The 25,720-nt window shown below is 35.6% G+C and carries 28 protein-coding genes, 1 tRNA gene and 1 pseudogene; 18 read left to right on the top strand and 12 right to left on the bottom strand.

Going from position 1 to position 25,720, the window contains the following annotated elements:
• A pseudogene (locus MW688_RS05390) lies at nt 1–765 on the top strand (hypothetical protein); the annotation flags it as partial.
• 181 nt (nt 766–946) lie between these two features.
• On the opposite strand, the gene MW688_RS05385 reads toward MW688_RS05390, so the two are convergent.
• Nucleotides 947–1,789 carry a sulfotransferase family protein gene (locus MW688_RS05385; protein WP_486734904.1) on the bottom strand — a complete coding sequence of 281 codons (843 nt, stop codon included), beginning with the start codon at nt 1,787–1,789 and terminating at the stop codon, nt 947–949.
• Nucleotides 1,790–1,804: 15 nt separating this feature from the next.
• On the bottom strand, nt 1,805–2,191 hold the full coding sequence (locus MW688_RS05380) for a C6orf136 family protein (RefSeq protein WP_486734903.1): 387 nt from the start codon (nt 2,189–2,191) through the stop codon (nt 1,805–1,807).
• A 77-nt stretch (nt 2,192–2,268) separates the two neighbouring features.
• Here MW688_RS05380 and MW688_RS05375 point away from each other — a divergent pair, with 77 nt between their 5' ends.
• From MW688_RS05375 to MW688_RS05365, 3 genes are read left to right on the top strand one after another with little or no spacing between them, the layout of a single operon-like run.
• A complete protein-coding gene (locus tag MW688_RS05375) occupies nt 2,269–2,865 on the top strand; it encodes an alpha/beta hydrolase (protein ID WP_486734905.1) in 597 nt (198 codons plus the stop codon).
• Nucleotides 2,866–2,914: 49 nt separating this feature from the next.
• Nucleotides 2,915–3,118 carry a protein IsiD gene (isiD, locus tag MW688_RS05370; RefSeq protein WP_486734885.1) on the top strand — a complete coding sequence of 68 codons (204 nt, stop codon included), beginning with the start codon at nt 2,915–2,917 and terminating at the stop codon, nt 3,116–3,118.
• Between the two features lie 3 nt (nt 3,119–3,121).
• Nucleotides 3,122–3,265, top strand: coding sequence for a hypothetical protein (locus MW688_RS05365; protein ID WP_486734902.1), 144 nt, complete (start codon nt 3,122–3,124; stop codon nt 3,263–3,265).
• A gap of 178 nt (nt 3,266–3,443) precedes the next feature.
• Here the strand turns inward: MW688_RS05365 and hypE are convergent, their stop codons facing one another.
• The 7 genes from hypE to hoxE form a co-directional block, all read right to left on the bottom strand.
• Nucleotides 3,444–4,484 (bottom strand): hydrogenase expression/formation protein HypE, encoded by a 1,041-nt coding sequence (gene hypE / locus MW688_RS05360; protein ID WP_486734901.1) that lies wholly within the window; start codon nt 4,482–4,484, stop codon nt 3,444–3,446.
• A gap of 12 nt (nt 4,485–4,496) precedes the next feature.
• Nucleotides 4,497–5,591, bottom strand: coding sequence for a hydrogenase formation protein HypD (hypD, locus tag MW688_RS05355; RefSeq protein ID WP_486734900.1), 1,095 nt, complete (start codon nt 5,589–5,591; stop codon nt 4,497–4,499).
• 6 nt (nt 5,592–5,597) lie between these two features.
• Nucleotides 5,598–5,831 carry a HypC/HybG/HupF family hydrogenase formation chaperone gene (locus MW688_RS05350; protein ID WP_486734898.1) on the bottom strand — a complete coding sequence of 78 codons (234 nt, stop codon included), beginning with the start codon at nt 5,829–5,831 and terminating at the stop codon, nt 5,598–5,600.
• Between the two features lie 306 nt (nt 5,832–6,137).
• Complete coding sequence (locus MW688_RS05345; RefSeq protein ID WP_486734897.1) at nt 6,138–6,686, bottom strand: NADH-quinone oxidoreductase subunit B family protein; 549 nt, start codon at nt 6,684–6,686, stop codon at nt 6,138–6,140.
• Complete coding sequence (hoxU, locus tag MW688_RS05340) at nt 6,674–7,390, bottom strand: bidirectional hydrogenase complex protein HoxU (RefSeq protein ID WP_486734896.1); 717 nt, start codon at nt 7,388–7,390, stop codon at nt 6,674–6,676. The genes MW688_RS05345 and hoxU overlap by 13 nt, the downstream gene beginning before the upstream one ends.
• 66 nt (nt 7,391–7,456) lie before the next feature.
• Entirely contained in the window at nt 7,457–9,103 is a 1,647-nt protein-coding gene (locus MW688_RS05335) for an NADH-ubiquinone oxidoreductase-F iron-sulfur binding region domain-containing protein (protein WP_486734895.1), read from the bottom strand.
• 5 nt (nt 9,104–9,108) lie between these two features.
• Nucleotides 9,109–9,636, bottom strand: coding sequence for a bidirectional hydrogenase complex protein HoxE (hoxE, locus tag MW688_RS05330; RefSeq protein ID WP_486734894.1), 528 nt, complete (start codon nt 9,634–9,636; stop codon nt 9,109–9,111).
• A 162-nt stretch (nt 9,637–9,798) separates the two neighbouring features.
• Between hoxE and MW688_RS05325 the strand changes: the two genes are divergently transcribed.
• From MW688_RS05325 to MW688_RS05270, 12 genes are all read left to right on the top strand, one after another.
• Nucleotides 9,799–9,951, top strand: coding sequence for a hypothetical protein (locus MW688_RS05325; protein ID WP_486734893.1), 153 nt, complete (start codon nt 9,799–9,801; stop codon nt 9,949–9,951).
• 82 nt (nt 9,952–10,033) lie between these two features.
• Nucleotides 10,034–10,879, top strand: a complete 846-nt coding sequence (gene hypB, locus MW688_RS05320; protein WP_486734891.1) for a hydrogenase nickel incorporation protein HypB — start codon at nt 10,034–10,036, stop codon at nt 10,877–10,879.
• A 123-nt stretch (nt 10,880–11,002) separates the two neighbouring features.
• Nucleotides 11,003–12,433 carry a Ni/Fe hydrogenase subunit alpha gene (locus tag MW688_RS05315; RefSeq protein WP_486734890.1) on the top strand — a complete coding sequence of 477 codons (1,431 nt, stop codon included), beginning with the start codon at nt 11,003–11,005 and terminating at the stop codon, nt 12,431–12,433.
• A gap of 9 nt (nt 12,434–12,442) precedes the next feature.
• A complete protein-coding gene (locus MW688_RS05310) occupies nt 12,443–12,931 on the top strand; it encodes a hydrogenase maturation protease (RefSeq protein WP_486734889.1) in 489 nt (162 codons plus the stop codon).
• A complete protein-coding gene (gene hypA, locus MW688_RS05305; protein WP_486734888.1) occupies nt 12,903–13,229 on the top strand; it encodes a hydrogenase maturation nickel metallochaperone HypA in 327 nt (108 codons plus the stop codon). Before MW688_RS05310 ends, hypA begins: the two co-directional genes overlap by 29 nt.
• 74 nt (nt 13,230–13,303) lie before the next feature.
• The gene (gene hypF, locus MW688_RS05300) at nt 13,304–15,625 is read left to right on the top strand and encodes a carbamoyltransferase HypF (protein WP_486734887.1); all 2,322 of its coding nucleotides are present in this window, start codon (nt 13,304–13,306) and stop codon (nt 15,623–15,625) included.
• Nucleotides 15,618–15,827, top strand: coding sequence for a hypothetical protein (locus MW688_RS05295; protein ID WP_486734886.1), 210 nt, complete (start codon nt 15,618–15,620; stop codon nt 15,825–15,827). The genes hypF and MW688_RS05295 overlap by 8 nt, the downstream gene beginning before the upstream one ends.
• A 165-nt stretch (nt 15,828–15,992) precedes the next feature.
• The gene (gene isiD, locus MW688_RS05290) at nt 15,993–16,196 is read left to right on the top strand and encodes a protein IsiD (protein ID WP_486734885.1); all 204 of its coding nucleotides are present in this window, start codon (nt 15,993–15,995) and stop codon (nt 16,194–16,196) included.
• 3 nt (nt 16,197–16,199) lie between these two features.
• Complete coding sequence (gene coaBC / locus MW688_RS05285; RefSeq protein ID WP_486734884.1) at nt 16,200–17,429, top strand: bifunctional phosphopantothenoylcysteine decarboxylase/phosphopantothenate--cysteine ligase CoaBC; 1,230 nt, start codon at nt 16,200–16,202, stop codon at nt 17,427–17,429.
• A 47-nt stretch (nt 17,430–17,476) separates the two neighbouring features.
• A tRNA-Cys gene (locus MW688_RS05280) sits at nt 17,477–17,548 on the top strand.
• 536 nt (nt 17,549–18,084) lie between these two features.
• A complete protein-coding gene (locus MW688_RS05275; RefSeq protein WP_486734883.1) occupies nt 18,085–18,516 on the top strand; it encodes a hypothetical protein in 432 nt (143 codons plus the stop codon).
• A 6-nt stretch (nt 18,517–18,522) separates the two neighbouring features.
• Nucleotides 18,523–18,963: a hypothetical protein gene (locus MW688_RS05270; RefSeq protein ID WP_486734882.1), complete on the top strand. Its 441-nt coding sequence runs from the start codon at nt 18,523–18,525 to the stop codon at nt 18,961–18,963.
• Nucleotides 18,964–19,476: 513 nt separating this feature from the next.
• On the opposite strand, the gene MW688_RS05265 is transcribed toward MW688_RS05270, so the two are convergent.
• Nucleotides 19,477–21,015, bottom strand: a complete 1,539-nt coding sequence (locus tag MW688_RS05265) for an iron uptake porin (RefSeq protein ID WP_486734881.1) — start codon at nt 21,013–21,015, stop codon at nt 19,477–19,479.
• 115 nt (nt 21,016–21,130) lie between these two features.
• Nucleotides 21,131–21,472: a hypothetical protein gene (locus MW688_RS05260; protein WP_486734880.1), complete on the bottom strand. Its 342-nt coding sequence runs from the start codon at nt 21,470–21,472 to the stop codon at nt 21,131–21,133.
• Nucleotides 21,473–21,659: 187 nt separating this feature from the next.
• Here MW688_RS05260 and MW688_RS05255 point away from each other — a divergent pair, with 187 nt between their 5' ends.
• Nucleotides 21,660–23,537 (top strand): ATP-binding protein, encoded by a 1,878-nt coding sequence (locus MW688_RS05255; RefSeq protein WP_486734879.1) that lies wholly within the window; start codon nt 21,660–21,662, stop codon nt 23,535–23,537.
• Between the two features lie 5 nt (nt 23,538–23,542).
• Here MW688_RS05255 and MW688_RS05250 read toward each other — a convergent pair whose 3' ends face one another.
• Complete coding sequence (locus tag MW688_RS05250; RefSeq protein ID WP_486734878.1) at nt 23,543–23,710, bottom strand: hypothetical protein; 168 nt, start codon at nt 23,708–23,710, stop codon at nt 23,543–23,545.
• A 26-nt stretch (nt 23,711–23,736) separates the two neighbouring features.
• Here MW688_RS05250 and MW688_RS05245 point away from each other — a divergent pair, with 26 nt between their 5' ends.
• Nucleotides 23,737–25,614, top strand: a complete 1,878-nt coding sequence (locus MW688_RS05245; RefSeq protein WP_486734877.1) for an ATP-binding protein — start codon at nt 23,737–23,739, stop codon at nt 25,612–25,614.
• The last annotated feature ends 106 nt before the right edge of the window (nt 25,615–25,720 follow it).

The following is a 25,720-nucleotide window of genomic DNA, read 5'->3' as shown; positions in this document are numbered from 1 at the left end:
AGATTACCAATTACTGGCGCCAAAACCTGGCATTTTTATCAAAAAAATAACCAGTGGAATGCTTGTGTCCAATTCACCCCAACCACAATTCCTGTTGAGACTAATACTGCCAATTTAGGAGTAATTAGTTTAGACTTAAATCCATCATCTATTGATTGGGCTGAATTAGATTTTGATGGTAATTTAGTTAAACATGGGTCTATTTCATTACAAAGTAATTCTAGTAAAGGTAAGACACAAGCGCAATTTGTCAAAGCATCATTATTTCTAGTGGATTTATCCCTAAAAACGAGAAAGCCAATTGTTCACGAAAAATTAGACTTTTCTCGTAAAAAACAATCTTTAAGAGAGACTAACAAGAAATATAGTCGGATGTTGAGTAGTTGGGGATATAACTCGTTTTTTAAGATTTTAGCCTCTATTGCCGCTAATAGGGGTGTAGAAATAAAAAAAGTAGCATCTCAATACACTTCTTTGATTGGGATGGTTAAATACATGAGAATGTACGGATTGAATAGTGGTGTAGCGGCAGCTATGGTGATTGGGAGAAGGGGGATGAGATTAAGTGAAAGATTACCGCAGACCATCAAGACTGCTTTATCTGTGAAAGATAGGGCACATCTATGGCGCGTGTATTATAAACTAAATAAACTATTGAAAGCTGAACTTGGATACATAAAGAGGAATACCTTTTATCGTATGGAAGTTTACCCTAACTGGGCATGTAAGGTCAAGCTAGTTATTGAGTCTACACCTGTTGTGTAGAGTACCGAGTAATTAGCAAGGAATAAAAACACTTTACATGGCAAAAGATATACCGCTGACTTTTTTCTGTCTTATTTTGCTGTTTGAGTAAATTTGAGTAGATTTTTAGAAGCGGTTAACAGATGTGAGGGGAGTTTGTTTGTGGAGTTGTAAATTAGTTTCAAGCACAATTAAATTCTTTCTATAATGTGTATCCAAGAGAAGTCAATTCTAAACCAGCTATGCGATTAAATATATCTATTTCTTCTGGAGTTAGCCTTTCTAAATACTTATAAACATTAGTACTATCTATTGCTTGAGATAATTTAGAAAACTCTTGACGAGAACTATTAGTTATAGAATTATTACTATAGTACTTAGGTTCTATTTGTCGAGAATCATAGGTTTCTCCGAGAAAATCCATCATTTTTTTCACCTGAAACTCAGGATTGGTGACTAAATCTTCGTATTTGAGATCAAAAATCTGGGGATGGTCACCATGTTTCAATCTGGCTTGAATAGATTTTTTCCAATAGTGAGCAAATCTTTGTATACTTTTAGCTTGGGGAATATTTTTATGCCTTTTCGCAGAACAATAACAATCTCTGCCATCACGATAAACGTGTATATATTGTGATTGGGGGAAATTCCTGAGTAAAAAATCAAGTCTCAAAATATGAGAGGGGGTTTTCTCCACATATCTTTTACCACCCTGATTGATTAATACTTGTGCTACTAAACCATCAAATAACTGCACAATATCTTGAGATTGTTGAAAAATTTCTTTTCTTTGTGCTTCCGTTATTCCTGCTAATTTAAGAGTAGTTACATCTTGAGAAAGAAAAAAACCAGTCTCATAACCACAACTATTGAGATGAGGATGTACTCCTAATATTAGTTTAGCTAAGGTGGTACCACTGCGAGGAGACCCTAAAACAAATATATGTTTTTGTGAAGAACTATGTTTAGGAAAACGCCAGATTAGATTTACGGGAATATTTTGAGGATTATTAATAAATTGCTTGATTGTTTGCGATAGAGTCATAAAATCAAAAAACTCCTAAGTATTCCATTGAGGAAAATGTTGAGTTACTACATCCCAACGAGAACAATACCAGTAGTCAAAATGACCAATAATTTGCTGTTCTTGATTAAGTTTTAACTCACTCTTACCAGGAATAGCAATACGCGGCTTCCAGGGTAAAGGCGTTGTCCAATTCAATGTCCACTCGGTGTCAATTTGCCATTCTCGACGTTTAATACTATGCAAGTCCATCTGAACATCTTTGAACCAGTTTTGCATAAAAGAGATCATCTCTTGATAACGATTAATCCCAGTAAACTCATTGAGAGGATCTTTGAAATAGACATTTTCTGCATAGATAGAGTAAGTTTGATTATAGGGAAAATTTTGGTAGTCTTGTTTAAGAATTTCTAAGATATCCATAATCTAAAATATTGTATAAATTACCTTGCTTATTATGATACTCAATGGACGGAGATAAAAAATTGTCACTAGAATCAATTAGTTTTCCACCTTCTGGTAATAACCCCCCTAGCAAATTACTAGTTTTTTTACATGGTTGGGGCGCTAATGCCCAAGATATAGGGGGTTTAGCTTCTTTTATTAATTTACCTGATTACCAAATAATTTGTCCTGATGCCCCTTTTCCCCATTTTCAAGTGCCCTTCGGTAAGGCTTGGTATGCTTTAGAAAGAGACGATTACCAAGGATTAACAGAAAGTCGAAGTTTACTTAAACAGTGGTTACTATCTCTAGAAACAACTACTCAGATAGCTTTGAGTGATACTGTGTTAATTGGCTTTTCCCAAGGTGGCGCGATGACTTATGATGTGGGTTTAAGTTTACCTTTAGCGGGATTGGGGATATTAAGCGGATATTTACATAGTCAACCTCAACTAGAGAGCTCACGCCAACCTCCTGTTTTAATTGTACACGGTGTGAGAGATCAAGTGGTTCCCTTAGCCGCAGCCAGAAAAGCTAAGGATGAGTTGACTAATCTGGGTCTCAATGTAGATTATCATGAGTTAAATATAGGACATGAAATTTCTATGCCTGTTTTAGATTTGATTAAAAATTTTGTTACAGGTATTTCTTAAAAGCTAAAATATAACTATTGTGTTCCCAAAAGTTTGCAAGTAAAAATAAATGACTTTAACTAAAGAACAAATCGCTAAAGTAACCCCAGAAGAAGTAGCAGTAATCGCCCATCGTTTAGAAAAAGATGACTATAATAGTCCTTTTGAAAGTTTACAGGATTGGCACTTACTAAGAGCGATCGCCTTTCACAAGGAAGAATTAGTTAAACCCTATCTCTATCTCTTAGATAATGAAGCCTACGACGAATCCTAGGTAATGCTGCAAGACAAAAAAATTGTTATTGGTATTGGTGGCGGCATTGCTGCCTACAAAGTCTGTGAAGTAATTTCTACTTTGTTTAAAGGTGGAGCACAGAATGAAATAGCCCTGGCTCTATACCCAGGGCTGTTTCGTTCTTGACAAAGAAAATGGTGAGGAGGAGCAGGGAGCACCGGAGCTTCTGAGCAGGGAGAGGGGATTTTTTGCTAATAATAAATCACCTTTTTTCTAATAATAGCTAAAAAGAGCGTCAACTTTTGTGGTGTCTAGCTTCTAGCTTACGAAAAATTTTAGAACGAAACAGCCCTGGCTCTATACCTTAACAAATACGAGGCAATTGTTCGCCATTAAGCATATTAATTACCCTATTTCCTCCAATAAGACTGTTCATTATTACTAAGCCTTTTGATGATTTTTTCACATAGCCAATTAAATTCGCTTCTTGATGATAATTTTGTAAAATATTTAAAGTTTTGTCTAGATATTTTTGGGGAATAAAAGCGATAAATCTTCCCTCATTAGCAACGTAAAGAGGATCAAATCCTAACATTTCACAAGCCCCTTTTACTTCTTCTTTCATACTGATTGATTTTTCTGTTATTGTTATTTCTAAATCACCTGCGATCGCAATTTCATTTAAAGCACTAGCTAAACCCCCTCTTGTTAAATCTCTTAAGCAGTGAATTTCTACCCCTGCGTCTAACAAACTTAAAACAGGTTCAACGATAGAACCACAGTCACTTTCAATAGATGTTTCAAACTCTAAACCCTCTCTTTGAGCCATAATAGCAATACCATGTCTGCCAATATCACCACTAATGACGAGCGCATCATTATCTTCAATTGCTGAAGAATTAATTACTAAATCATGCTCAATAATTCCCACTCCACTGGTATTAATAAATATACCATCTCCTTTCCCTTTTTCTACTACTTTAGTATCCCCCGTAACGATGTTAACTTTACTTATTTCGGCGGTTGCTTTAATAGATTGAATTATTTTTAATAAAGTAGATATTTCTAAACCTTCTTCTAAAATTAAACTTAGGCTTAAATAAAGGGGTTTTGCTCCAGACATTGCCAAGTCATTAATTGTGCCATATACTGCCATTGAACCAATATTTCCTCCCGCAAAAAAAAGGGGATTTACCACATAAGAATCGGTAGTAAAAGCTATTTTATTACTATTAATATTTAATACCGTTGCATCATGTTCAATTTGATTTTTGGGCTGAAAATTAAACAAAAATATATCTTCAATTAATTGACGCATTAATCTTCCTCCGCCACCATGTGCCAATAAAATCCGAGGATATTTTTGAATAGGAAAAGGGCAATTAAGATTAAAGTGATTGTCCATAATTAATCTTTCTTAATTAGATTGACGATAATGATAATAGGCGGCACAAGCCCCTTCAGAAGAAACCATCGGCGCACCTAAAGGATTTTCAGGGAGGCATTTTTTACCAAAAGATGGGCATTGATGGGGTTTTTTAATACCTTGCAAAATTTCTCCACTAATACAATGCGGGGATTCAATGGTGTTAAGAGTTGATAATTGTGAATTAATTTTTTTTTGTGCATCAAATTGAGCATATTTTTCTTTAATTTTCAAACCACTTTTAGGGATACTCGCTATTCCTCGCCAATATCGATCGCAAATTTCAAACACTTCTTTAATTAAAGTTTGAGCATTTTGGTTGCCTTGCTTATTTACAGAACGACTGTATTGATTTTGTACTGTACTTTCCCCTTTTTCCAGTTGTTGAAGGCACAAATAAATGCCTTGCAGTATATCTACAGGTTCAAACCCTGTCACGACAATGGGTACTTGATATTTTTTGGCGATCGGTTTATACTCCTCGTAGCCCATCACCGTACAAACATGACCTGCGGCTAAAAAACCTTGTACTTGACATTGAGGAGAGGATAAAATAGCTTCCATTGCAGGTGGTACAAGAACGTGAGACGCTAAGATAGAAAAATTATTGATGCTTTTTTGTTGAGCTTGATAGATTGCCATAGCGGTAGTCGGGGCAGTAGTTTCAAATCCTACTCCAAAAAAAACTACTTCCTTATCGACATTTTCTTGGGCTATTTTCAAACAATCCAAGGGGGAGTAAACGATACGAATATCACCACCATTAGCTTTGACGCTTAATAAATCTTGTTTACTACCGGGAACTCTCAACATATCCCCAAAAGAACAAAAAATTGTGTTGGGTAAAGTAGCGATCGCAATAGCTTGATCGATTAAAGTAATATTAGTAACGCACACAGGACAACCCGGACCATGAATTAAAGTTATTTCATGTGGTAATAATTGATCAATACCATATTTAACGATTGCATGAGTTTGTCCGCCACAAATTTCCATAATATTCCATGCCCTAGTAGTTATAGAAGCAATGAGTTGGGCATAGTGCTTGACAGCATCAATATTTCTATATTCATCGACAAATTTCATAAGGATTTAAGTTAAATTGCTTATCTCTTCTAAATCTGCTAACGTTTGTTGAGCTTCATCTTCATTAACAATACTTAGAGCAAAACCTGCATGAACGATAACATAATTACCAATTTTAGCTTCTGGAACATAGGCTAAACTAATACTTTTTACTATGCCACCAAAGCTAACTTTGCCCATTTTTTCGAATGGACTGTCACCTTCAATTTTGATTATTTTAGCTGGTACAGCTAGACACATAAAGAATTTAGAATAATGAATGGACGAAGAAATAACACAAGTTTTTACAAGTATTAACTCTCATTTAATTTACTATAGCAATTCTCAATCATTTGTAGCAAATTAAATCATGGGTTCTGTTGCCAAAAGTTATGAAGTATACAAACTCTCTATGTATCCTACGTATTTTTGAGTAGCATATATTAAAGTAATTCAAAGCTACTCCTAAATTTCTTAGTAGATTGACACTCCACACGCTAATCCGAGGATTTAGCGTGGGATTGAAAGCTTCATCAAGGTTACTTCCTTGAACTGACTATAAAAGTTTTAACCAAATTTAATCATTTCTCTACCTTCCATGACTGGTTTTTCTCCTTGCAATAAAGGTGCGATCGCTTCTTTGATTCTTGAAGCAGAAGGAGGACACCCGGGTAAGTATAAATCGACATTAACAATATGATGAAGGGGGCGAACTTGATCTAATAATTCAGGTACAAATTGAGGATTTTTAGGAATAACAGCATCGTCATCACCTAATTCTAAATAACAACGTTTCAGTACAGAATCAGTTCCCCCTAACATATTACGCATAGCAGGTACATTAGCTGTTACAGCACAATCTCCAAAGGATATTAAAAATTTAGTTTGCTGTCTTACCTTCAAAATTAATTCTAAATTTTCTTGATTAGCAACTGCACCTTCCACTAAACAAACATCGACATTTTCAGGATAATCCTTGATATCACTAGCCACTGGGCTATACACCACATCGACTTTTTCCGCTATATCGAATAAAAATTCATCTAAATCCAAAAAAGACATATGACAACCTGAACAACCTGCTAACCAAACCGTCGCCAATCTTATCTTGTCCATTGATGTTTTCCTCTTGCTAAACTTAAAAATTCAATTTCTTTGCTATCACTCTGTTTTTCACCTGTGGTAGTACCTTTACGGAAGATAGTTCCCGTTGGACAAACTTCAACACATTTTCCGCATGAAGTACAAGCATCAACATTACCCCAAGGTTCATTTAAACCACTGACAATTCTAGCATTTTCCCCCCTAAAGCCCACATCCCAAACATGAGCTCCTTCAATTTCCGCACAAACTCGAACACATCTAGTACAAAGAATACAGCGATTGTGATCAATACCAAATTGAGGATGTGAAAGATCAACATTTCTTTTAGGATAGCGATAATCAAAACGGGTATGATCCATTCCTACTTCCACCGCCATATCTTGTAATTCACAATTATTATTAGCGACACAAGTTGCACAAACATGATTACCCTCGGCAAACAAAAGTTCTAACAACATTTTGCGATATTCTTTGATTTCTTCCGTTTGGGAAAAAACCTCCATTCCTTCACTTACTTCTGTGGAACAACTGGGTAAAAAATTATTACTTCCTTGAATTTGCACAATACATAAACGACAAGCACTAGCAGGAGAAAGTCCATCTAGATGACAAAGAGTAGGAATTTTTACCCCTGCTTCTCGTGCAGCTTGCAAAATAGAAGTCTTTGCTTCTACCGCTACATCAATACCATCAATTTTTAAAGTTACAACAGACATAAATTTATACTTTATTCTCAGAATTATCAAGAAATCATGGGGTCAAAAAACCCCCGTTTAGGGCGACTAATGTTTAGTAGTTGTTTCATTTTGTAACTCAAAAGTAACCCTTGATCCTTTTGAGTTTAGTAGAGTCAAATATTCTTCTTCAAAATAACGCAAGGTGCTTAATACTGGATTGGGGGCTGTTTGTCCTAAACCACATAAGCTAGTAGCTTTTACTAACTTTGAAAGTTGTTTAAGTTTAGTCAAATCCATTTCAGTTGCTTGTTGATTAACAATTTTAGTCAGTAACTCGTATAATTGCACTGTACCTGTACGACAAGGAATACATTTTCCACAGGTTTCATCACGGCAAAAATTCATATAAAATCTTGCTAAATCAACCATATTAGTATCTTGGTCAATGACAATCATCCCCCCTGAACCCATAATTGTGCCTAATTCTTTGAGAGAATCATAATCAACGGGAGTATCAAAATATTTTTCAGGTATACACCCCCCTGATGGCCCTCCTGTTTGTACCGCTTTAATTGTGCCATCATCGGGAACACCATCTCCCATTTCTTCAACAATTTGACGAATAGTTGTACCCATAGGCACTTCAATTAATCCTGTATTCTTGATTTTCCCTGTGAGGGCAAATACCTTTGTTCCTTTACTTTTTTCAGTACCGATATTGGAGTACCATTCTCCCCCTTCACGTATAATCGGCACGATGTTAGCCAAAGTTTCCACGTTATTAATTAGTGTGGGATAGTCCCATAAACCCGCTTGAGCCGGGTAAGGAGGGCGAGGGCGTGGATTACCTCTTCTACCTTCGATAGAAGCGATTAAAGCTGTTTCCTCACCACAAACAAAAGCTCCTGCACCAATACGAATATCTATTTTAAAATCAAATAAACTGTCAAAAATTTGTGTGCCTAGTAAATCGTTTCTCTTGGCTTGTTGAATTGCTTTTTGAAGGCGACTAATGGCGAGGGGATATTCTGCCCGAACATAAATATAACCTTGATTTGCTCCGATGGCATAACCTGCGATCGCCATTCCTTCTATAATACGATGCGGATCACTTTCTAACACACTCCGATCCATATAGGCACCTGGATCACCTTCGTCAGCATTACAAATCACATATTTTTGCTTGTTGGGCATTTTGCGTACCGTTTCCCATTTTAAGCCCGTAGGATAGCCACCACCCCCACGCCCTCTTAAGCCACTGGTGATAACTTCTTGAACTACTTCATTAGGTGCCATTTCATGGAGAACATGATATAACTGCTGATAACCCCCTACTGCAATGTAATCCTCAATCATATCAGGGTTGATTTTGCCACTATTTTCCAAAACAATCCGCATTTGACGAGCAAAGAAAGGATGTTCATAATCCCCTTGAACCGCAGTAGGCGTAACTGTGCTATCGTTAATAGAAGAGACAATAGAGAGCACATCTTCAGGCTCAACATTTTCATAGAGTCTGTTTTGCGATACAACTTGCACTAAAGGGCCTCGTCCACAAAAACCCTTACAACCGACCGGAGATACTTCAACTTGATTTGTTAATCCTTGAGCTTTCACAGCTTTTTTTAATTCTTCGGCTACTTTGAGTGAACCTGAAGATTGACATCCTGCGGCACTACAAAAGACAACTCTAATCGGTTTATATTGATTGAGTCTCTCTTGAGCAATTTTTCGTAATTCAATCAAATCCATGTTTACTATTCCTCCTCTAACCAAGTTTGCACGGTTTTCATCATTTCTTCGCTAGTTAATTTTCCAGACACTTTATCGTCAAAAATTGCCGCAGGAGCAAGTCCACAAGCACCTATACAACGAGCTGTCATCAAAGATAATTTACTATTTTCGGAGGTTTCCCCAGGATGCAGATTAGTTTCTTCTGCTAATTTATCTAATAATTCAGATGAACCTTTGACATAACAAGCTGTTCCCAAGCAGATGACACATTTATGTTTTCCTGATGGTTCTAAGGAGAAAAGATGATAAAATGTTGCCACCCCATAAACTTCGCTAAAAGGTAGCTGTAATTTATGGGCTATGTACTCTAAAACGTCTTTTTCTAAATAACCAAAGGTGGATTGGACTTTATGCAATATCTCGATCAATGCGTCTTGACGAAAGCCATTTTTCTTGATCGTCACATCTAATACCTTTAAACGCTTATCTACTTTGGTTTTATTAGATGTATCTTTTGTTTTTGGGGAAGTTTTCACTGTTGAAGTTGCCATTTTACTCACTTTTCCTCCTTAAACTATGTAATTATGGAGAGCCAGAACAAGCTAAGATATTTCCTGACCTACCTAAATTTATATTAGTTTAATAAAAGAGATATTTTTCTTTCTGCTTAATACAACTTAAGGTCCATCCCCAAAAAAATAACTAATGCTGGATTGGGATACAAATCGTTCGGTACAGCGTGGCGAACAATAAAAGGAATTGAAATAATGCACGCCATCAATAAAGGTCAAGTTGATGGTGTTCATCATAGAGACAGTGTAGCTCAAAAAGAATTTATTGAATCACTCTTTGAGGTTGCTACTTAAAACTACGTAGGATACATAGAAAGTTTGTATACTTCATAACTTTTGGCAACAGAACCTGATAAAATGTAAAGGGGGTAGCAGTATGCACATAATAAGTGCTTGTCCGGTGGCAACGGGGCGAAAGGGGAGCAATCCCCTAGACCTATCCAATTTAAAAAATTACAATAATTGTTGTGAAAAACTTATGTGTAAAGATTGCGGTTGTTCTACGATTTCTGAACCAATCATTATTAACAAAACTGAATTTTCAGGTCAGCAAACTTCTCAAATCATCAAGATAAATCAGTCCGTTTTAGCTAAAAATGATCACTTAGCTCAACACAATCGAAATTTATTTGCGCAAAAAAATATTTATGTATTCAACATTTTATCCTCACCGGGTTCAGGGAAAACAACTTTTATACAAAAAACTTTAACCGATTTAAAGACTAGCTATAAAAGTGCGGTAATTGTGGGGGATTTAGCGACGGATAATGACGCTAAAAGATTGCGTAATAGTGAAGCACAGGTTGTACAAATTAATACAGGTAACCTTTGCCACTTAGAAGCAAATATGATTCATAAGGCCTTAGATAGAATGGATTTAGATGAATGTAGATTACTAATCATTGAAAATGTTGGTAATTTAGTTTGCCCAGCCGCTTATGATTTAGGGGAACATCAAAGAATTGCCATTTTATCCGTAACGGAAGGGGAAGATAAACCCTTAAAATATCCTACGCTTTTCAAAAGGGCTGATCTTGTGTTAATTAGCAAAATTGACATTGCCGAAGCCGTCGGATTTGATCAAGATTTAGCTATAAACAATATTAAATTAATTGCACCTCAAAGCGAGATTTTTATGATTTCTGCCCGTACAGGTGAAGGAATGGCACATTGGTATAGTTATGTTGAAAGTAAAGTTAATTCTCAATTGGTAACGATTTAGGATCTGTGGTTGAAAAATTGGACTAAAATAAAAGGTGTCAAAGGAATTCCTTTGACCTTTATCCCTTGCTCTTAATCCTTGAAAGAGAAAGCCCGTTAACCCCATTTATTTTGGTAAAATTATATGAGTAAGACAGTTATTATTGATCCCGTAACCCGCATTGAAGGTCATGCGAAAATATCCATTTATTTAGACGACAATGGAAAAGTGGAAGATGCTCATTTTCATGTAGTTGAATTTCGTGGGTTTGAAAAATTTTGTGAAGGAAGACCTATGTTTGAAATGGCAGGGATTACGGCGAGAATTTGTGGTATTTGTCCTGTAAGTCATTTATTAGCTTCAGCCAAAACAGGAGACAAAATTTTAGGGGTGAAAATCCCATCCACGGCAGAAAAATTGAGAAGATTGATGAATTTAGCCCAATTAACTCAATCCCACGCTTTAAGTTTTTTCCATCTAAGTAGCCCTGATTTTTTGTTAGGCTGGAACTGCGATCGCAAAACTCGTAATGTCTTTGGTTTAATGGCCGCTGATCCAGATTTAGCAAGGGCTGGTATTCGTTTAAGGGCTTTTGGACAAAAAATAATTGAACTTTTAGGGGCGAGAAAAATCCACGCCGCTTGGACTGTACCAGGGGGGGTAAGAACTCCACTTTCTGCTGAGAGTCGTCAATGGATTATTGATAATTTACCTGAAGCAAAACAAACGACAGACTTAGCTTTAAATTTATTAAAGCGTCTTTTAGATACTGACTTAAAACACGAAGTAGAGATATTTGGCAAGTTTAATTCTTTATTTATGAGTTTAGTTGCTCCTAATGGTGATTGGGAACATTACGGTGGGCAAATACGTTTTGTTGATAGTAGTGGTAATATTGTTGCGGATAATTTGAGTGAAGATAATTTCGAGGATTATTTAGGGGAAGCTGTAGAAAATTGGTCTTATCTCAAATTTCCTTATTATCGTCCTTTGGGTTATCCTGATGGTATATACAGAGTTGGTCCTTTAGCTAGATTGAATGTCTGTGAGCAAATTGGTACGGAAAAAGCCGATACAGAATTACAAGAATTTCGTCAACGGGCAGGGGGGAGAGTTGCGACTTCTTCCTTCTTTTATCACTATGCTAGATTAGTAGAAATAGTAGCTTGTTTAGAAGCGATTAAAAATTTGATGAATGATCCAGAGATACTTTCTACAAGAGTTAGAGCATCAGCAGGAATTAATTATCTAGAAGGTATTGGGGTTAGCGAAGCACCTCGTGGAACTTTATTTCATCATTACAAAGTGGACGAAAATGGTTTAATCGAGAAGGTGAATTTAATTATTGCGACAGGACAAAATAATCTAGCAATGAATAAAACTGTTGCTCAAATTGCCAAACATTATATTCATGGAGTTAATATTCCCGAAGAAATGTTGAACCGTGTCGAGGCTGGAATTAGAGCCTTTGATCCTTGTTTAAGTTGTTCTACTCATGCGCTCGGGCAAATGCCCCTTAAAATTGATTTAGTCTCTGCCACAGGGGACATTATTGATCAGGTATCTCGTGATTAAGTAAGGGCAATGGACAATGGGCAATGGGCAAAAATTTTATTGATTGGTTACGGTAATACCTTAAGGTGTGACGATGGTATTGGGCAATTAGTTGCCATGACTGTGGAAACTTGGCATGAACCTTTAATAAAATGTCTTTATCTACATCAATTAACCCCAGAATTAGCTGAAAAAATCGCAGAATTTGAAGTGGTAATTTTTGTAGATGCTAGTATTAGTCATGAAAAAGTAACATTAACATCTATCAAAAGTTCAGCAATTAATAATAATTTTACCCATCATTTAACCCCAGAATCTCTTATTTATTTAACCGAATTTCTTGAGCAAAAAACACCTCAAGTATGGTTGATTTCCATACCTATTCAAAACTTAAATTTAGGTGAAGAAATATCAGAGGTTGCTAGTAAAGGAAAAGAAACCGCACTCTTAGAAATTAAGAAAATAATCAATCATGCACGAAATAGGTATTATGGAGCAAACTTTAGAAATAGCCATTAGAAATGCTCAGGCTCAAAATGCTCATAAAATCAAGAAAATAACCATGGAAATAGGTAAAATGTCTGGAGTTGTTCCTGAAGCTCTACAGTTTGCTTTTGATGTTGTTTCTCAAAATACAATTGCTGAAAATGCAACTTTAGTAATTCATGATATTCCTGTTGTTTGCTACTGCGATTGTTGTCAAGAAAATTTTTCTCCTCAAGAATGGTTTTTTGAATGCCCTAATTGCCTTCAATTTAGTAATAATATTATTCAGGGAAAAGAAATAAAATTAGGGTGCATCTCAATTATGCAATGAGTAGAAATACTTAGAGAATCTGATGTGTATAATCAAGGGATACTCAGTTATTTAACAAAAATTAATCTATAAATATGTATGAAATTAAAATTAAGGGAATTGTTCAAGGTATTGGTTTTCGTCCATTTATCTATCGAATAGCTCAACAACTAAATATTAAAGGTTGGGTTAAAAATACCTCAGAAGGCGTTATGATTCATGCAGAATGTCAAGAAAATATTCTGAATAAATTTAGCGAAAAAATCGAGAAAGAGAAACCAATTTTAGCAGAAATTCATAGTTTAAGAATTACCAAGTTAAACTATATCGGTTATCAAAAGTTTGAGATTAAAAAATCAGATAATAAGAATTTTAATAAAACTACGATTATCCCCACAGATTTAGCTACTTGTAGTGAATGTTTAAAAGAGCTATTTGATAAAACAAATAGACGTTACTTATATCCTTTTATTAATTGTACTAATTGCGGTCCTCGTTATTCTATCATCTACGATTTACCTTACGATCGCATAAGTACAACTATGAGTCATTTTACCATGTGTCCCCAATGTGAAAAAGAATATAATAACCTGAGCGATCGTCGTTTTCATGCCCAACCAAATGCCTGTAAAAAATGTGGTCCTCATCTGGAATTATGGGATAAAAAAGGTAACATTTTAGTTCAATTTGAAGAAGCGATTCAAGAAACAGTAACTTTAATTAAACAAGAAAAAATTTTAGCCATTAAAGGATTAGGGGGATTTCATTTAGTGGTTGATGCTTCTAATTCTTGTGCCGTAAAAAAACTCCGTTTAGCAAAAAATCGTCCTGATAAACCTTTTGCTTTAATGTATCCTAATCTAGAACAAATTAAGCAAGATTGTTTTGTCTCTAAAATAGAAGAAAAAACTTTATTATCTTCTGCTTCTCCTATTGTTTTATTAAAGAAAAAAAAAGTTAAGCAATTAACTTTGTTTTGTGAAGAAATTGCCCCCGATAATCCTTATTTAGGAGTAATGTTACCTTATACTCCGTTACATCATTTATTGATGAATGAATTAAAATCTCCTATTGTTGCCACTAGCGGAAATCGTCAAAGTGAACCAATTTGTATTGATGAAAAAGAGGCTATTGAATTATTAAATAATATTGCTGATTATTTTTTAGTTCATAATCGTCCTATTTTAAACCCAATTGATGATTCTATTGTGAGAATAATTAACGATCAAGTAATGGTTTTAAGACTTGCGAGAGGATATGCACCTTTGCCGATTAATTTAAGTGATAATCAGGAAAAAAAATCTCTAAAAATATTGGCGTTAGGGGGACATTTAAAAAGTACTATAGCGATAAAAATAAATGAACAAATTTTCTTAAGTCAACATTTAGCTGATTTAGATAATGCTGAAACTATTCAAAATTATCGACAAACTATTAAGCATTTTCAAGACATATATAATTTTCAACCTGATTTAATTGCTTGTGATTCTCATCCTGATTATTACTCTAGTCAATATGCCGAAGAATTAAGTAATAGTAATAATAAATCAATTCCCATTGTACCTGTACAACATCATTTTGCTCATATTTTCAGTACTTTTATGGAAAACCAGATCAATTTTCCCTTATTAGGGATAGCATGGGATGGCACAGGTTATGGATTCGACAACACTATTTGGGGGGGAGAATTTTTTTATATTACTAAGGATAAAATACAAAGAATTGCTAGTTTTTTACCGTTTTATTTATTAGGTGGTAGTCAAGCTATTATTAACCCGACAAGAATTACTTTATCTTTATTACTTCAAGTTTTTGAAAGTTTAGAAAATATACCACCAAAATTAAATTTTATATCGTCTTTTTCTCCTCAAGAATTAAAAATTTTAACAAAAATGTATGAACAAAAAATTAACAGTCCTCTGACTTCTAGTGTTGGACGTTTATTTGATGGAATTTCCGCTTTATTAGGAATTGTCGAAAAAGTCACTTATGAAGGGGAAGGGGCAATGAGATTAGAATTTATCATTGATGACTTATTAACCAGAGCAACTTATCCTTTTGATTGGCAATATCAAGAAAATTGTTGTACTTATATTGACTGGAAACCCATAATTAAAAATATTATTGAAGATTACTTGAATGGTGAATCAGTATCTTTGATTTCCGCTAAATTTCATAATACTTTGACAAAAATAACTGAGACTGTTGCAGAAAGTATTTACATAGAAAATATAGTTTTAGCTGGAGGTTGTTGGCAAAATAAATATTTATTAGAAAATACTATTAATAAACTAAATGAAGCTAATTTACCAATGTATTATCCACAAAAATTTCCTACTAATGATGGAGGTTTAGCTTTAGGACAAATTATTTTTGCTAGTCAATATCAAAACTTTAAAACGATTAACTATGATTAAGATTAACTTTATTTTAGGTAGAAAGCATACCTCTATACCCAGGTCTTATGTGGTGCAAGAAAATAATCCAACGAGTGAACCTCACCCGGCGATCATCTTGGTGACGGCATATGTGGTAGAAAAAGGATTAATTTGGCCTCCAAAGCAGGTAGAATTTGGTAGTAATGAAATTACCCCCCAACAATTGGTCGAGGAGATTTGACGGATGAGTTGACTAATCTGGGTCTCAATATAGATTATCATGAGTTAAATATAGGACATGAAATTTCTATGCCTGTTTTAGATTTGATTAAAAATTTTGTTACAGGTATTTCTTAAAAGCTAAAATATAACTATTGTGTTCCCAAAAGTTTGCAAGTAAAAATAAATGACTTTAACTAAAGAACAAATCGCTAAAGTAACCCCAGAAGAAGTAGCAGTAATCGCCCATCGTTTAGAAAAAGATGACTATAATAGTCCTTTTGAAAGTTTACAGGATTGGCACTTACTAAGAGCGATCGCCTTTCACAAGGAAGAATTAGTTAAACCCTATCTCTATCTCTTAGATAATGAAGCCTACGACGAATCCTAGGTAATGCTGCAAGACAAAAAAATTGTTATTGGTATTGGTGGCGGCATTGCTGCCTACAAAGTCTGTGAAGTAATTTCTACTTTGTTTAAAGCTGGAGCACAAATTAGGGTAATCTTAACCAATAGTGCCCAAAAGTTTATTACTCCTGTGACGGTAGCAACTCTCAGCCGTCACCAAGCCTATACTGATGAAGATTTCTGGCAATCTACCCACTCTCGCCCCCTCCATATTACCCTAGGAGAATGGGCAGAGATAATTTTAGTTGCCCCCCTAACGGCTAATACTCTCGGTAAATTAAACTATGGCTTGGCTGATAACTTGCTCACTAACACAATTATAGCCTCTAATTGCCCGGTTTTACTAGCTCCCGCGATGAATACGGAAATGTGGCTACAAGACACTGTGCAGCGCAACTGGCAACAAATACAAGAAAATCGGCGCTATTATGGAGTAGGACCAAAATCAGGTTTACTAGCTTGCGATCGCGTTGGGGTAGGGCGTATGGCTCAACCTATAGAAATTATTACTACTCTACAATCTCTTCTCTACACCCGTGGTAAACAAGATTTAGTAAATAAAAAGATTTTAATTACCGCCGGAGGCACGAGAGAACATTTAGACCCAGTGCGCTTCATTGGTAACCCTTCTAGTGGTAAAATGGGCGTTGCTATCGCTAATGCTGCCTATACTCGTGGTGCCCAAGTTACCCTAATACATGCTCCCATTACTGAAGATATACTGGCTACTTTACCGCCTATAAATAGAATCTCAGTGACTAGCAGTGAAGAAATGCAGCAGCATCTACTAGAGACTTTTCCTCGTCATGATTGGCTGATTATGTCGGCAGCAGTGGGAGATATTAAACCTGCCGTATATACACCTCAAAAACTATCTAAGCAGTCTTTACCGGAGAAATTACCCGTTTTACCAGTGCCAGATTTACTGGAAAGTGTCGGGAAAATTAAACAAGATAATCAACTTCTGATTGGTTTTGCTGCCCAAACTGGAGATATTATTAAACCAGCACAGGAAAAATTGCAGCGTAAACAACTAGATGTAATTGTAGCTAATCCTGTAGATCAACCACAATCGGGTTTTAATAGTGATACTAATCAAGGGGTTTTTTTAGATAAACAGGGCAGAAAACAACAGATTGACCCTTGTGCTAAGTTAGAATTAGCTCACTATCTCTTTGATTTTGTCTTAAATACAAGCAAAAATTCTACCACCTAACCTTGGCATTTAAACAAAATTATTGCTATAATAGTAAAGCTAAGAGTGGCGGCATAGCCAAGTGGTAAGGCCGAGGACTGCAAATCCTTTATCCCCCAGTTCGAATCTGGGTGCCGCCTTTTTCCTCAACCTCTTACAGTTTCGAGGTTTCGGAAAATCACTAATAGCTAATTGGTAGCTCACTGAAAAATTCAGCTACCAACAAGCTACCACTATCAAGCGAGATAAGTAAATAGGTTATAAAAGATTTTAATTAATCCTTACTGAAACGATATAATTAATTATACTCAAAGATAGATGTGCGCATCGCGAGGGCGTATCTTCCAGGCGATCGCCAATATGCTAAAAAATGTTTTGAGAGGGAGACTAACTTAAAAGGTTTTTGGTAGTTCCATACACTCATGGTGCGTTACACTACGTTAACGCACCCTACAAACTTCATATAATTGATTATACTCAAAGATAAATGTGCGCATCGCGAGGGCGTATCTTCCAGGCGATCGCCAATTTTTATTCCCAGATGCTGAAAAATGTTTTGAGAGGGAGACTAACTTAACAGGGTTTTGGTAGTTTCATACACTCATAGTGTAGTACAGATTGTTAACGCATCCTACAAACTAAATCCAGTTGTCAAAATGTATTTATATATTAATTTATGTGTACACATAAGCGATCGCACCGGAAAGATAAATTTGACTGGCGAAGTAGTTTAGACCCTCTTGAGAGACTCAATCATTTGCAAGATTTAGAAGAAAATTGGGATGGTTATGGAGCTTCTATATTTTCTAGTGAGCAGATTCAAAGAGCAGTGAAAATTGTTGAAAAACTTTATGATTATTTAGATAAGCATGAAATGAAAAATAATTTATCTAAGTATAATCCATTTATTGCTCCTTGTTCAGATAACTCTATATTGTTAGAATGGGATGGAGAATTGTTTTTAAGAAAACAATTAGAAATAATTGTGCCTAATAATCCTGAAGCTAATTTAGAATATTTAAAAACTTCAACTGATTTAGAAGAAGAAGACGAGATTCAGGACAATGAAGTAGAAATTTTATACGACTGGTTATTTAGTAGAGATTAAATAATAATGAGCCTTGACCCCAAGGAGAAATTATATAGATGGTTACATCCTGGTCAATTTAACTGGCAAGAAGAAAGAGCTACATCGGCTGCATTTAAAGATGAATACATGTCTGTGGAAATTGCCTCTAAAACATCTATAGAGGAAAGTTATGAAAGAGCAAAAAAGTATGGTAAAAATGCCGTAGCTTCAATTACAGTGGGAGATATTACTTCAAAAGGTCTGCGAATATGCGAATGTCCAATTCATGTTCTTAAAGATGATTCAGAACAAACTATCTGTTTGTACGATCAAAATTGCAAAAGTTATAAATCAAATGTGCCCAAGGACAAATTAAAAAAAATTAATGATGCTCATGCCTGTGTTATTGGGAAAAAAACTAAATCTATAGCTAAAACTTTAGCAAAAGAATGTCAAGTAGAAATTTATCCACCAGAAGAAAAATAAGTAAATAATTGGATTATACTCAAAGAACCGCGCTCGCTTTTACTGTGAAGTCTACAGGTGACAATGTTAAGCCGACACCAGGCATTAGGGGAAATTTTTAGAAGTTAAGCGATCGCCAATTTTTATTCACAGATGGTGAAACATGTTTTGAGAGGGAGACTAACTTAACAGGTTTTGGTAGTTTCATACACTTATGGTGCGTTACACGAATGTTAACGCACCCTACAAACTATTAGATGTTTGGATTAGTAATGGCGATCGCCTGTGTCAATTTTATAAATAAAAGATTATATAGTCATGAATATTTCATAAAAAACCTTAATAGTGCTGAGATGATTTCTAGGATTGTTTAAGATAGTTGAGCATCAATTCTTTAACTCATTACTTCAAAACTTCAAAACTCATTACTCAACCACAACCAGTAACATTAGGTAAAGATGCTTTGGTGTGAGATATACGGGAGATCGCCTCTCCCAAGAAAGACAATCGCCCGTATAGATTCAATCTATATTCCTAGAAATCAAAACTAGTTCTAATGGTACCCACCCAGAGAGGATCGCGTCCATCTTCGGGGTTGGTAACCACAAAAAATCCAGGAGTAACAGAAATATTATCATTAACTCTAAAAACATAGAGTAACTCAACTAACCAGGGTACATCATCATCTGAGGGACCTCCATCTACGGAGTAAGCTTTGGGGGGATTACCTACAGATAATAAGCCGATATTGCCCTCCCGGAATAAATCAGGGAAACCGAAACTAATTTTCCAGTTCCAAATATCAGCAGTATCCCCATCGCGATCGCCACTTTTACCTTGAGCGCGAGTATACATACCCCAACCCTCAAGACTGAAAAAGTCGGTGATTTGCCAAGCACCCACCAAGGCAAAGTTATTAGAAGCGGTAGCTTCTCCACCGAAGGGATCTTCGGCTAAAGCACTACCAGTAAAACCGAGGATTGCCTGACTGTCAGATTGAGGAAAATAACTATGATTATAAGTAAAAGCTACACCAGTATTAGCGGTGGGGGAGTAGGTTAGCTGAGTGGCAGCCACGTATTGACCGTTAAATAAACCTTCACCAGAATTAGGACTTCCCGCACTACCTGCTGAGTAAAAGCCAATCAAACTTAGGGCATCAGTAAAGCTATAAGAAAAAGCCGCTCCCCCTCCACTACTGTTTAAGTAAATAGGTGCGATCGCGCCAAAATAGGAAATTGCCCCATCGGCAGTTGGACCAGCATAGGGAGCGATGGGGTCAGCTACGTCATCAAAGTTCATGTTAATAGCGGTCACCCAGAAGAAAGCTTTTTCTCCTATAGGAAATGTATACTCTGCTTTCTTTAACTCTACTGTGTCACCAGTGTTAGCACTAAAGTTAAAATCTGTATAGTTACTACCACCACGACCAAAAGTATAATTAGCTGATTCTAAACGTAGTCTCAGTCTATCTCTACCACTAAAGCTAGTTAAAAATTGTAAACGCAGTCTATACTCTAAAGCTGCCTGTACATCTAAATCTTCTCCTGTAGCGGCATTTTCATTACCAAATACTTGAGATACGGTAGTGATTAACTGTCCTTGTAACTTAGTAGTGGTAGAAAATTGATGATCTTCTAAAAAGGTGGTTCTTCCTTCTAAATTATCAACTTGAGTAGTGAGTACGGCTAATTCCGCTCCAAATTCTTCCCCTAGTCTTTGAATGGTTGCGGTATCTTCCTGCAAAATGGTTTCACCTGCCGCTATTAATCTTTCTATTTGTTGTAAACAGGCATTTAATCCCGCGGCAAATTCATAGCGACTCAGAGGTTGGTTTCCTTGGTAAGTTTGATCAGGATAACCGACAATACATCCATACCTTTCTACTAAATTTCGTAAAGCTTCATAAGCCCAATCAGTGGGAGAAACGTCTCGCAAATCTGAGACATTGACCATGGCGCTTTGAGTATCATCGTAATTGGTTGATTGGGCCATCATTGGTGTTGAACCCATAGCCAACAATCCCCCAACCAGCATTATTTCTCTGGTTGTTTTCACCAGTTTATTCAACATAAATTTTTTACACCTCACACACACAAGAGAAATATTATTTTTTTAATATTTCTTAGCATTAGAATTTTATAAGTTTCAGATTTAGCTATTCTGTTAAAATTAATACTTTTTTCTATTAATTCCATTCAAATAGGATTGTTGGTCCTAACAAGAGAAGCATGGCTGAAATAAAAAAAGCTGCCATTAAAGGTAACATCCAACGGAGCCATACTCCATAAGGAATACGGGCAATTGATAAAACTCCCATCGTTACTCCACTAGTAGGAATAATCATATTACTCAAGCCATCACCAAACTGAAAAGCTAACACAGCCGTTTGGCGAGAAACCCCCAATAAGTCGCTTGTATCTCGGGTAAATTCCCCAGCAGGAATTATCCAAGTAAGTATAATTGCTATAAGCAAAATACAACAGGCAATTACCAGGGTATCTGGTAATTTAAAAGTTAATTTTTTCATTAGCTATCAAAATTTAAATTTTTACTCTGTATATTAGCAATTAAAATATTTTTTATTTTAAAATTAGTATCAATTAATACATTTTTCCGATAAAATTAATTTTTAATAAAGATTTGTAAATAGAGAACATAAATAAGCGAAAATAGAACCTAACCAAAAATAGGAATTCCTGAGAAAAAAAATAACAATGAGTAGAAAAAGAGCAGAAATATTTGATATATATAATTTGCAAGAGTATGAAGGACCTAATCCCTATTTAAATACTCGTGCAGTAGTTTTTGATTTAAAGCTATTTGAAAATGCTCAACCTTTAGAAATAGAGACCTATTTAGATGAAATGGGTAATTATTTATCCCAATTAAGAGGATTAAAAGTTAAATCCTATCCCGAGATGTTAGCTAAGACTATGTCGGAAGTTAGTAAATTAGAAATGGGACTATATTTAGAGCGTTTTAGTATTAAAGAGGAAACAGATAAATACACTATTGCTATTCAATCATTACATCATGATACCACAATGGGGGTGATCGAACTCGTCTGGGATTGTTTAGAAGCGATAACTTTTAAAGAGAGTTTTGATTTTGACCGAGAATTGAGCAGCTTACAGGAGAAATTTCGCGACTCTACCTACGGAGGTCCTACCATATATTCTATTTTACAAACAGCCTATAGAAGAGGAATCCCCACATTTTACCTACCCGACGAACGCTTAATTCAATACGGTTACGGCAAATACCAAGTAAGAGGCATAGCCACAACATTTGATCGCGATAGTCAATTAGACTCAGATTTTACCACTCAAAAAGACGATTGTAAAGCATTTTTAGCTACTTGTGGTTTTCCCGTACCCAAAGGGGAAATTATTTACGATTTAGAGGAAGCTTTTGAGGTGATCAAAGAAATAGGCTATCCAGTAGCAGTAAAACCAGTAGTAGGGCACAAGGGGATTGGAGTTACAGCAAATGTACAGAGCGATCGCGGTTTAGAATTTGCCTTTGACAAAGCTAAAGAAGCCACAGAACCCGGACAATCATCTATAATTGTGGAACAAAGTATTACGGGAGCGGATTTTCGTTTACTCTGTGTGGGTGGGAAATTTGCCGCGGCAGTAGAAAGACGCCCTGCCTTTGTGGTAGGAGATGGCAAATCCACAATTGAAGAGCTAATTGAGCGAGAAAATGCCACCGAAGCCCGTCTAGATACTCCAACTTCTGCCCTTGGTAAAATTATAACTGATGAAGTTATGGAAAACTATTTAGAAGAACAAAATCTCTCTTTAGATAGTATTCCTAAATCAGAAGAAGTAATTTATTTACGAAAAGTAGCCAACCTCTCTTCAGGAGGTGTGAGTATCGATGCTACTCAAACTATCCATCCCGATAACATGATTTTAGCTCAAGATATCGCTCAATACTTTCGTTTAGTATGTATGGGAATTGATGTCATTGCCCAAGATATTTCTCGTTCTTGGAAAGAGGGAAATTTTGGTATTATCGAAATAAATGCAGCCCCGGGTATATTTATGCACTTAAATCCAGCGATTGGAGTTAGCGTTGATGTACCTAGTCAGATTTTAGAATATCTCTTTCCCTCTAACCAACCTTGTCGCGTACCCATTATCACCTTTAATAGACTTTATGTAGAAGAAATCTACGAAATTGTAGACCATATCTTATTGAAACATCCTGACTGGTTAATTGGTTCCGTTTGTCAAGATAGCATGTTCTTGAATCGCTCAGAAAAAGTCCTGAACAAAGAATACAATAGTGCTGTTAAAAGTCTTCTACGTCATCCTCAACTAGATTTGTTAATTGCTGAATATACCGAAAGAGTCTTTAAAGAAGATGGTATGGTATACGAAGGCAGTAATTTAATTATCCTCAACGAACCAACAGAAACAGAAATGATTCTCGCTCGGGATTTACTGCCTAATCAGACTTTAATTATCAAACAAGGAAATAATATTTCTGTGAGAGTACAAGGTTTAATAGAGAGTTATAATCTCGCTGAATCAGAATCTTTTAGTTATGTTTATCTCAAAGAAATCACTCGTCTACTGTCTTAAGTCAACTACTCGATAACTGCGGCAGAACTTCTAATTTTCTTGCCTGTAGCAGTGTATAAGTAAGTAAATTGAGTAGATTCTCGCTTAGTTATTAATTTTTTAGCCTCAGCTTCTTTCTGAGACATGACTAAATCGAGATTATCTTCAATCCTTTTTTCAAAGTTTAAATTCATCAAGTTTCTTCTCCCAATAAAAAATCGTGAAAATTTCCAGCGCCGAAACCTTTAAGATTGGTAACTATAAATACTATAGTGGCCCTAATCCGTATCTTGATAGCGGTGCCCTAGTTTTTGATTTTAGCCTAGTTGCTACGGCTAAACCTTTATCTATCAAGGAATATCTTGCGGTGTTTAGTCAGTTTTTACCAGATTTACAAAGGTCAAAACTGACTAGCTACGGGGATTTATACGCCGCAATCTTACGGATTTTTAGTCCCCTAGAAATGGATTTACACTGCTGTAGAGTACGCCTATATGATTGTACTGATAAATATCGTTTAGCTTTACAAGCTTTGCACTATTCCACCAGTAAAAAGATTGTTGAGACAGTGTGGCTATGGTTAGAAAAAATTACCCAAGGGGAAAAAATTAACTATGCTGCTGATTTGAGAAGTTTACAACAACAATTTAGCAATTCTATATATGGAAATCCCACTGTATACAGTCTCTTAACGGCAGCTTATGAACGAAATATTCCCTATTTTCTGATTTGGGAGGAGGGATTAATTCAATATGGCTATGGTAAATATCAAATTCGAGGATTATCTACAATCTTTGATACTGATAGTCTCCTTGATTCTGATTTAACTACTCAAAAAGATGATTGCAAAGATTTTCTCGCCCATTTAGGTTTTCCCGTACCAAGGGGTAAAATAGTTTATAGTCTTAAAGAAGCTTTAGATGTGGTTGTAGAAATTGGCTATCCTGTAGCTATTAAACCTGTGGCAGGACATGAAGGAATAGGGGTAACAGCAAATATATCTAGTCAAGAGGGTTTAATCACCGCTTATACTAAAGCAGTGTCTAGTGTAGAAACAGAAGATACACCGCCAATTATTCTCGAACAAAGTTTATCTGGTTCTGATTTTCGACTTTTATGTATTAATAAACGATTTGTAGCCGCCTTAGAACGTTGTCCTCCCTATGTGGTAGGAGATGGCTATAGTACTTTATCCCAATTAATCACCAAGGAAAATCAAACAGCAGCGCGTCAAGATACTCCCATCTCTCCTTTAACTAAAATTATCGTAGATGAAGGTTTACTAAGCTATATAAAAGAACAAGATTTATCTCTAGAAAGTATTATTACTGCTGGAGAAAAAGTCTATTTACGCCAAGTAGCTAATATTTCTGCTGGTGGAGTGAGTATCGATGTTACTCCTATTATTCATCCAGATAATCGTCAGTTAGCAGAAGACATCGCTGAATATTTAAAAATTACTTGTTTTGGTATTGATATCATTACTAGTGATATTTCTCGTTCTTGGAAAGAAGGAAATTTTGGTATTATCGAAATTAATTCCTCTCCTGGGGTATTTATGCACCTGAGACCTGCTCTAGGTGATAGTATTAATGTACCTGGTCAGATTTTGGATTTCTTTTTCCCCGAGAATAAACCTTCTCGAATACCCATAGTTACCTTTAATCGTTTAAATCAAAAGGAAATATTGATAATTGTTGAATCTATTCTTAACCTCCACCCTGATTATCTGATTGGCAGCATAAGTCATCAGGGAATTTGGTTAAATCAAAGAGAAAAAATTTTACAGCATCCCTATAATCTTAATGTTCAAGGGTTTTTGCGTCATCCTCGACTCAATCTTCTTCTAGCTGAGTATCCAGAGACTATATTTACTCAAGAGGGTTTATTTTATCAAAATAGCGATTTAGTTGTATTAGTTGAACCCACAGAAACAGAAATGCTTTTAGCAGATTCTTTGTTAACTAATGGAACTCTTATAGTTAAACGAAATAATAGTTTAGAACTAAAAAATAGTCAAACTACAGAAATTTATCAGTTAACAAATCTAGACCAATATTTAACAATTTGTTGTCAAAATATTAATGCTTTTCTCTAATTGAATTTTGGGCGATCGCTATCATACCTACTTCACTTCCAATTTAATATCTTGTAGGTTGGGTTAAACAAAGTGCAACCCAACAATCAGAGTCTATGATAATAAG

Source organism: Johannesbaptistia floridana (assembly GCF_057440575.1).
The sequence above is the reverse complement of the archived record's forward strand: the minus strand, read 5'-3'. Positions and strand labels throughout refer to the sequence as shown.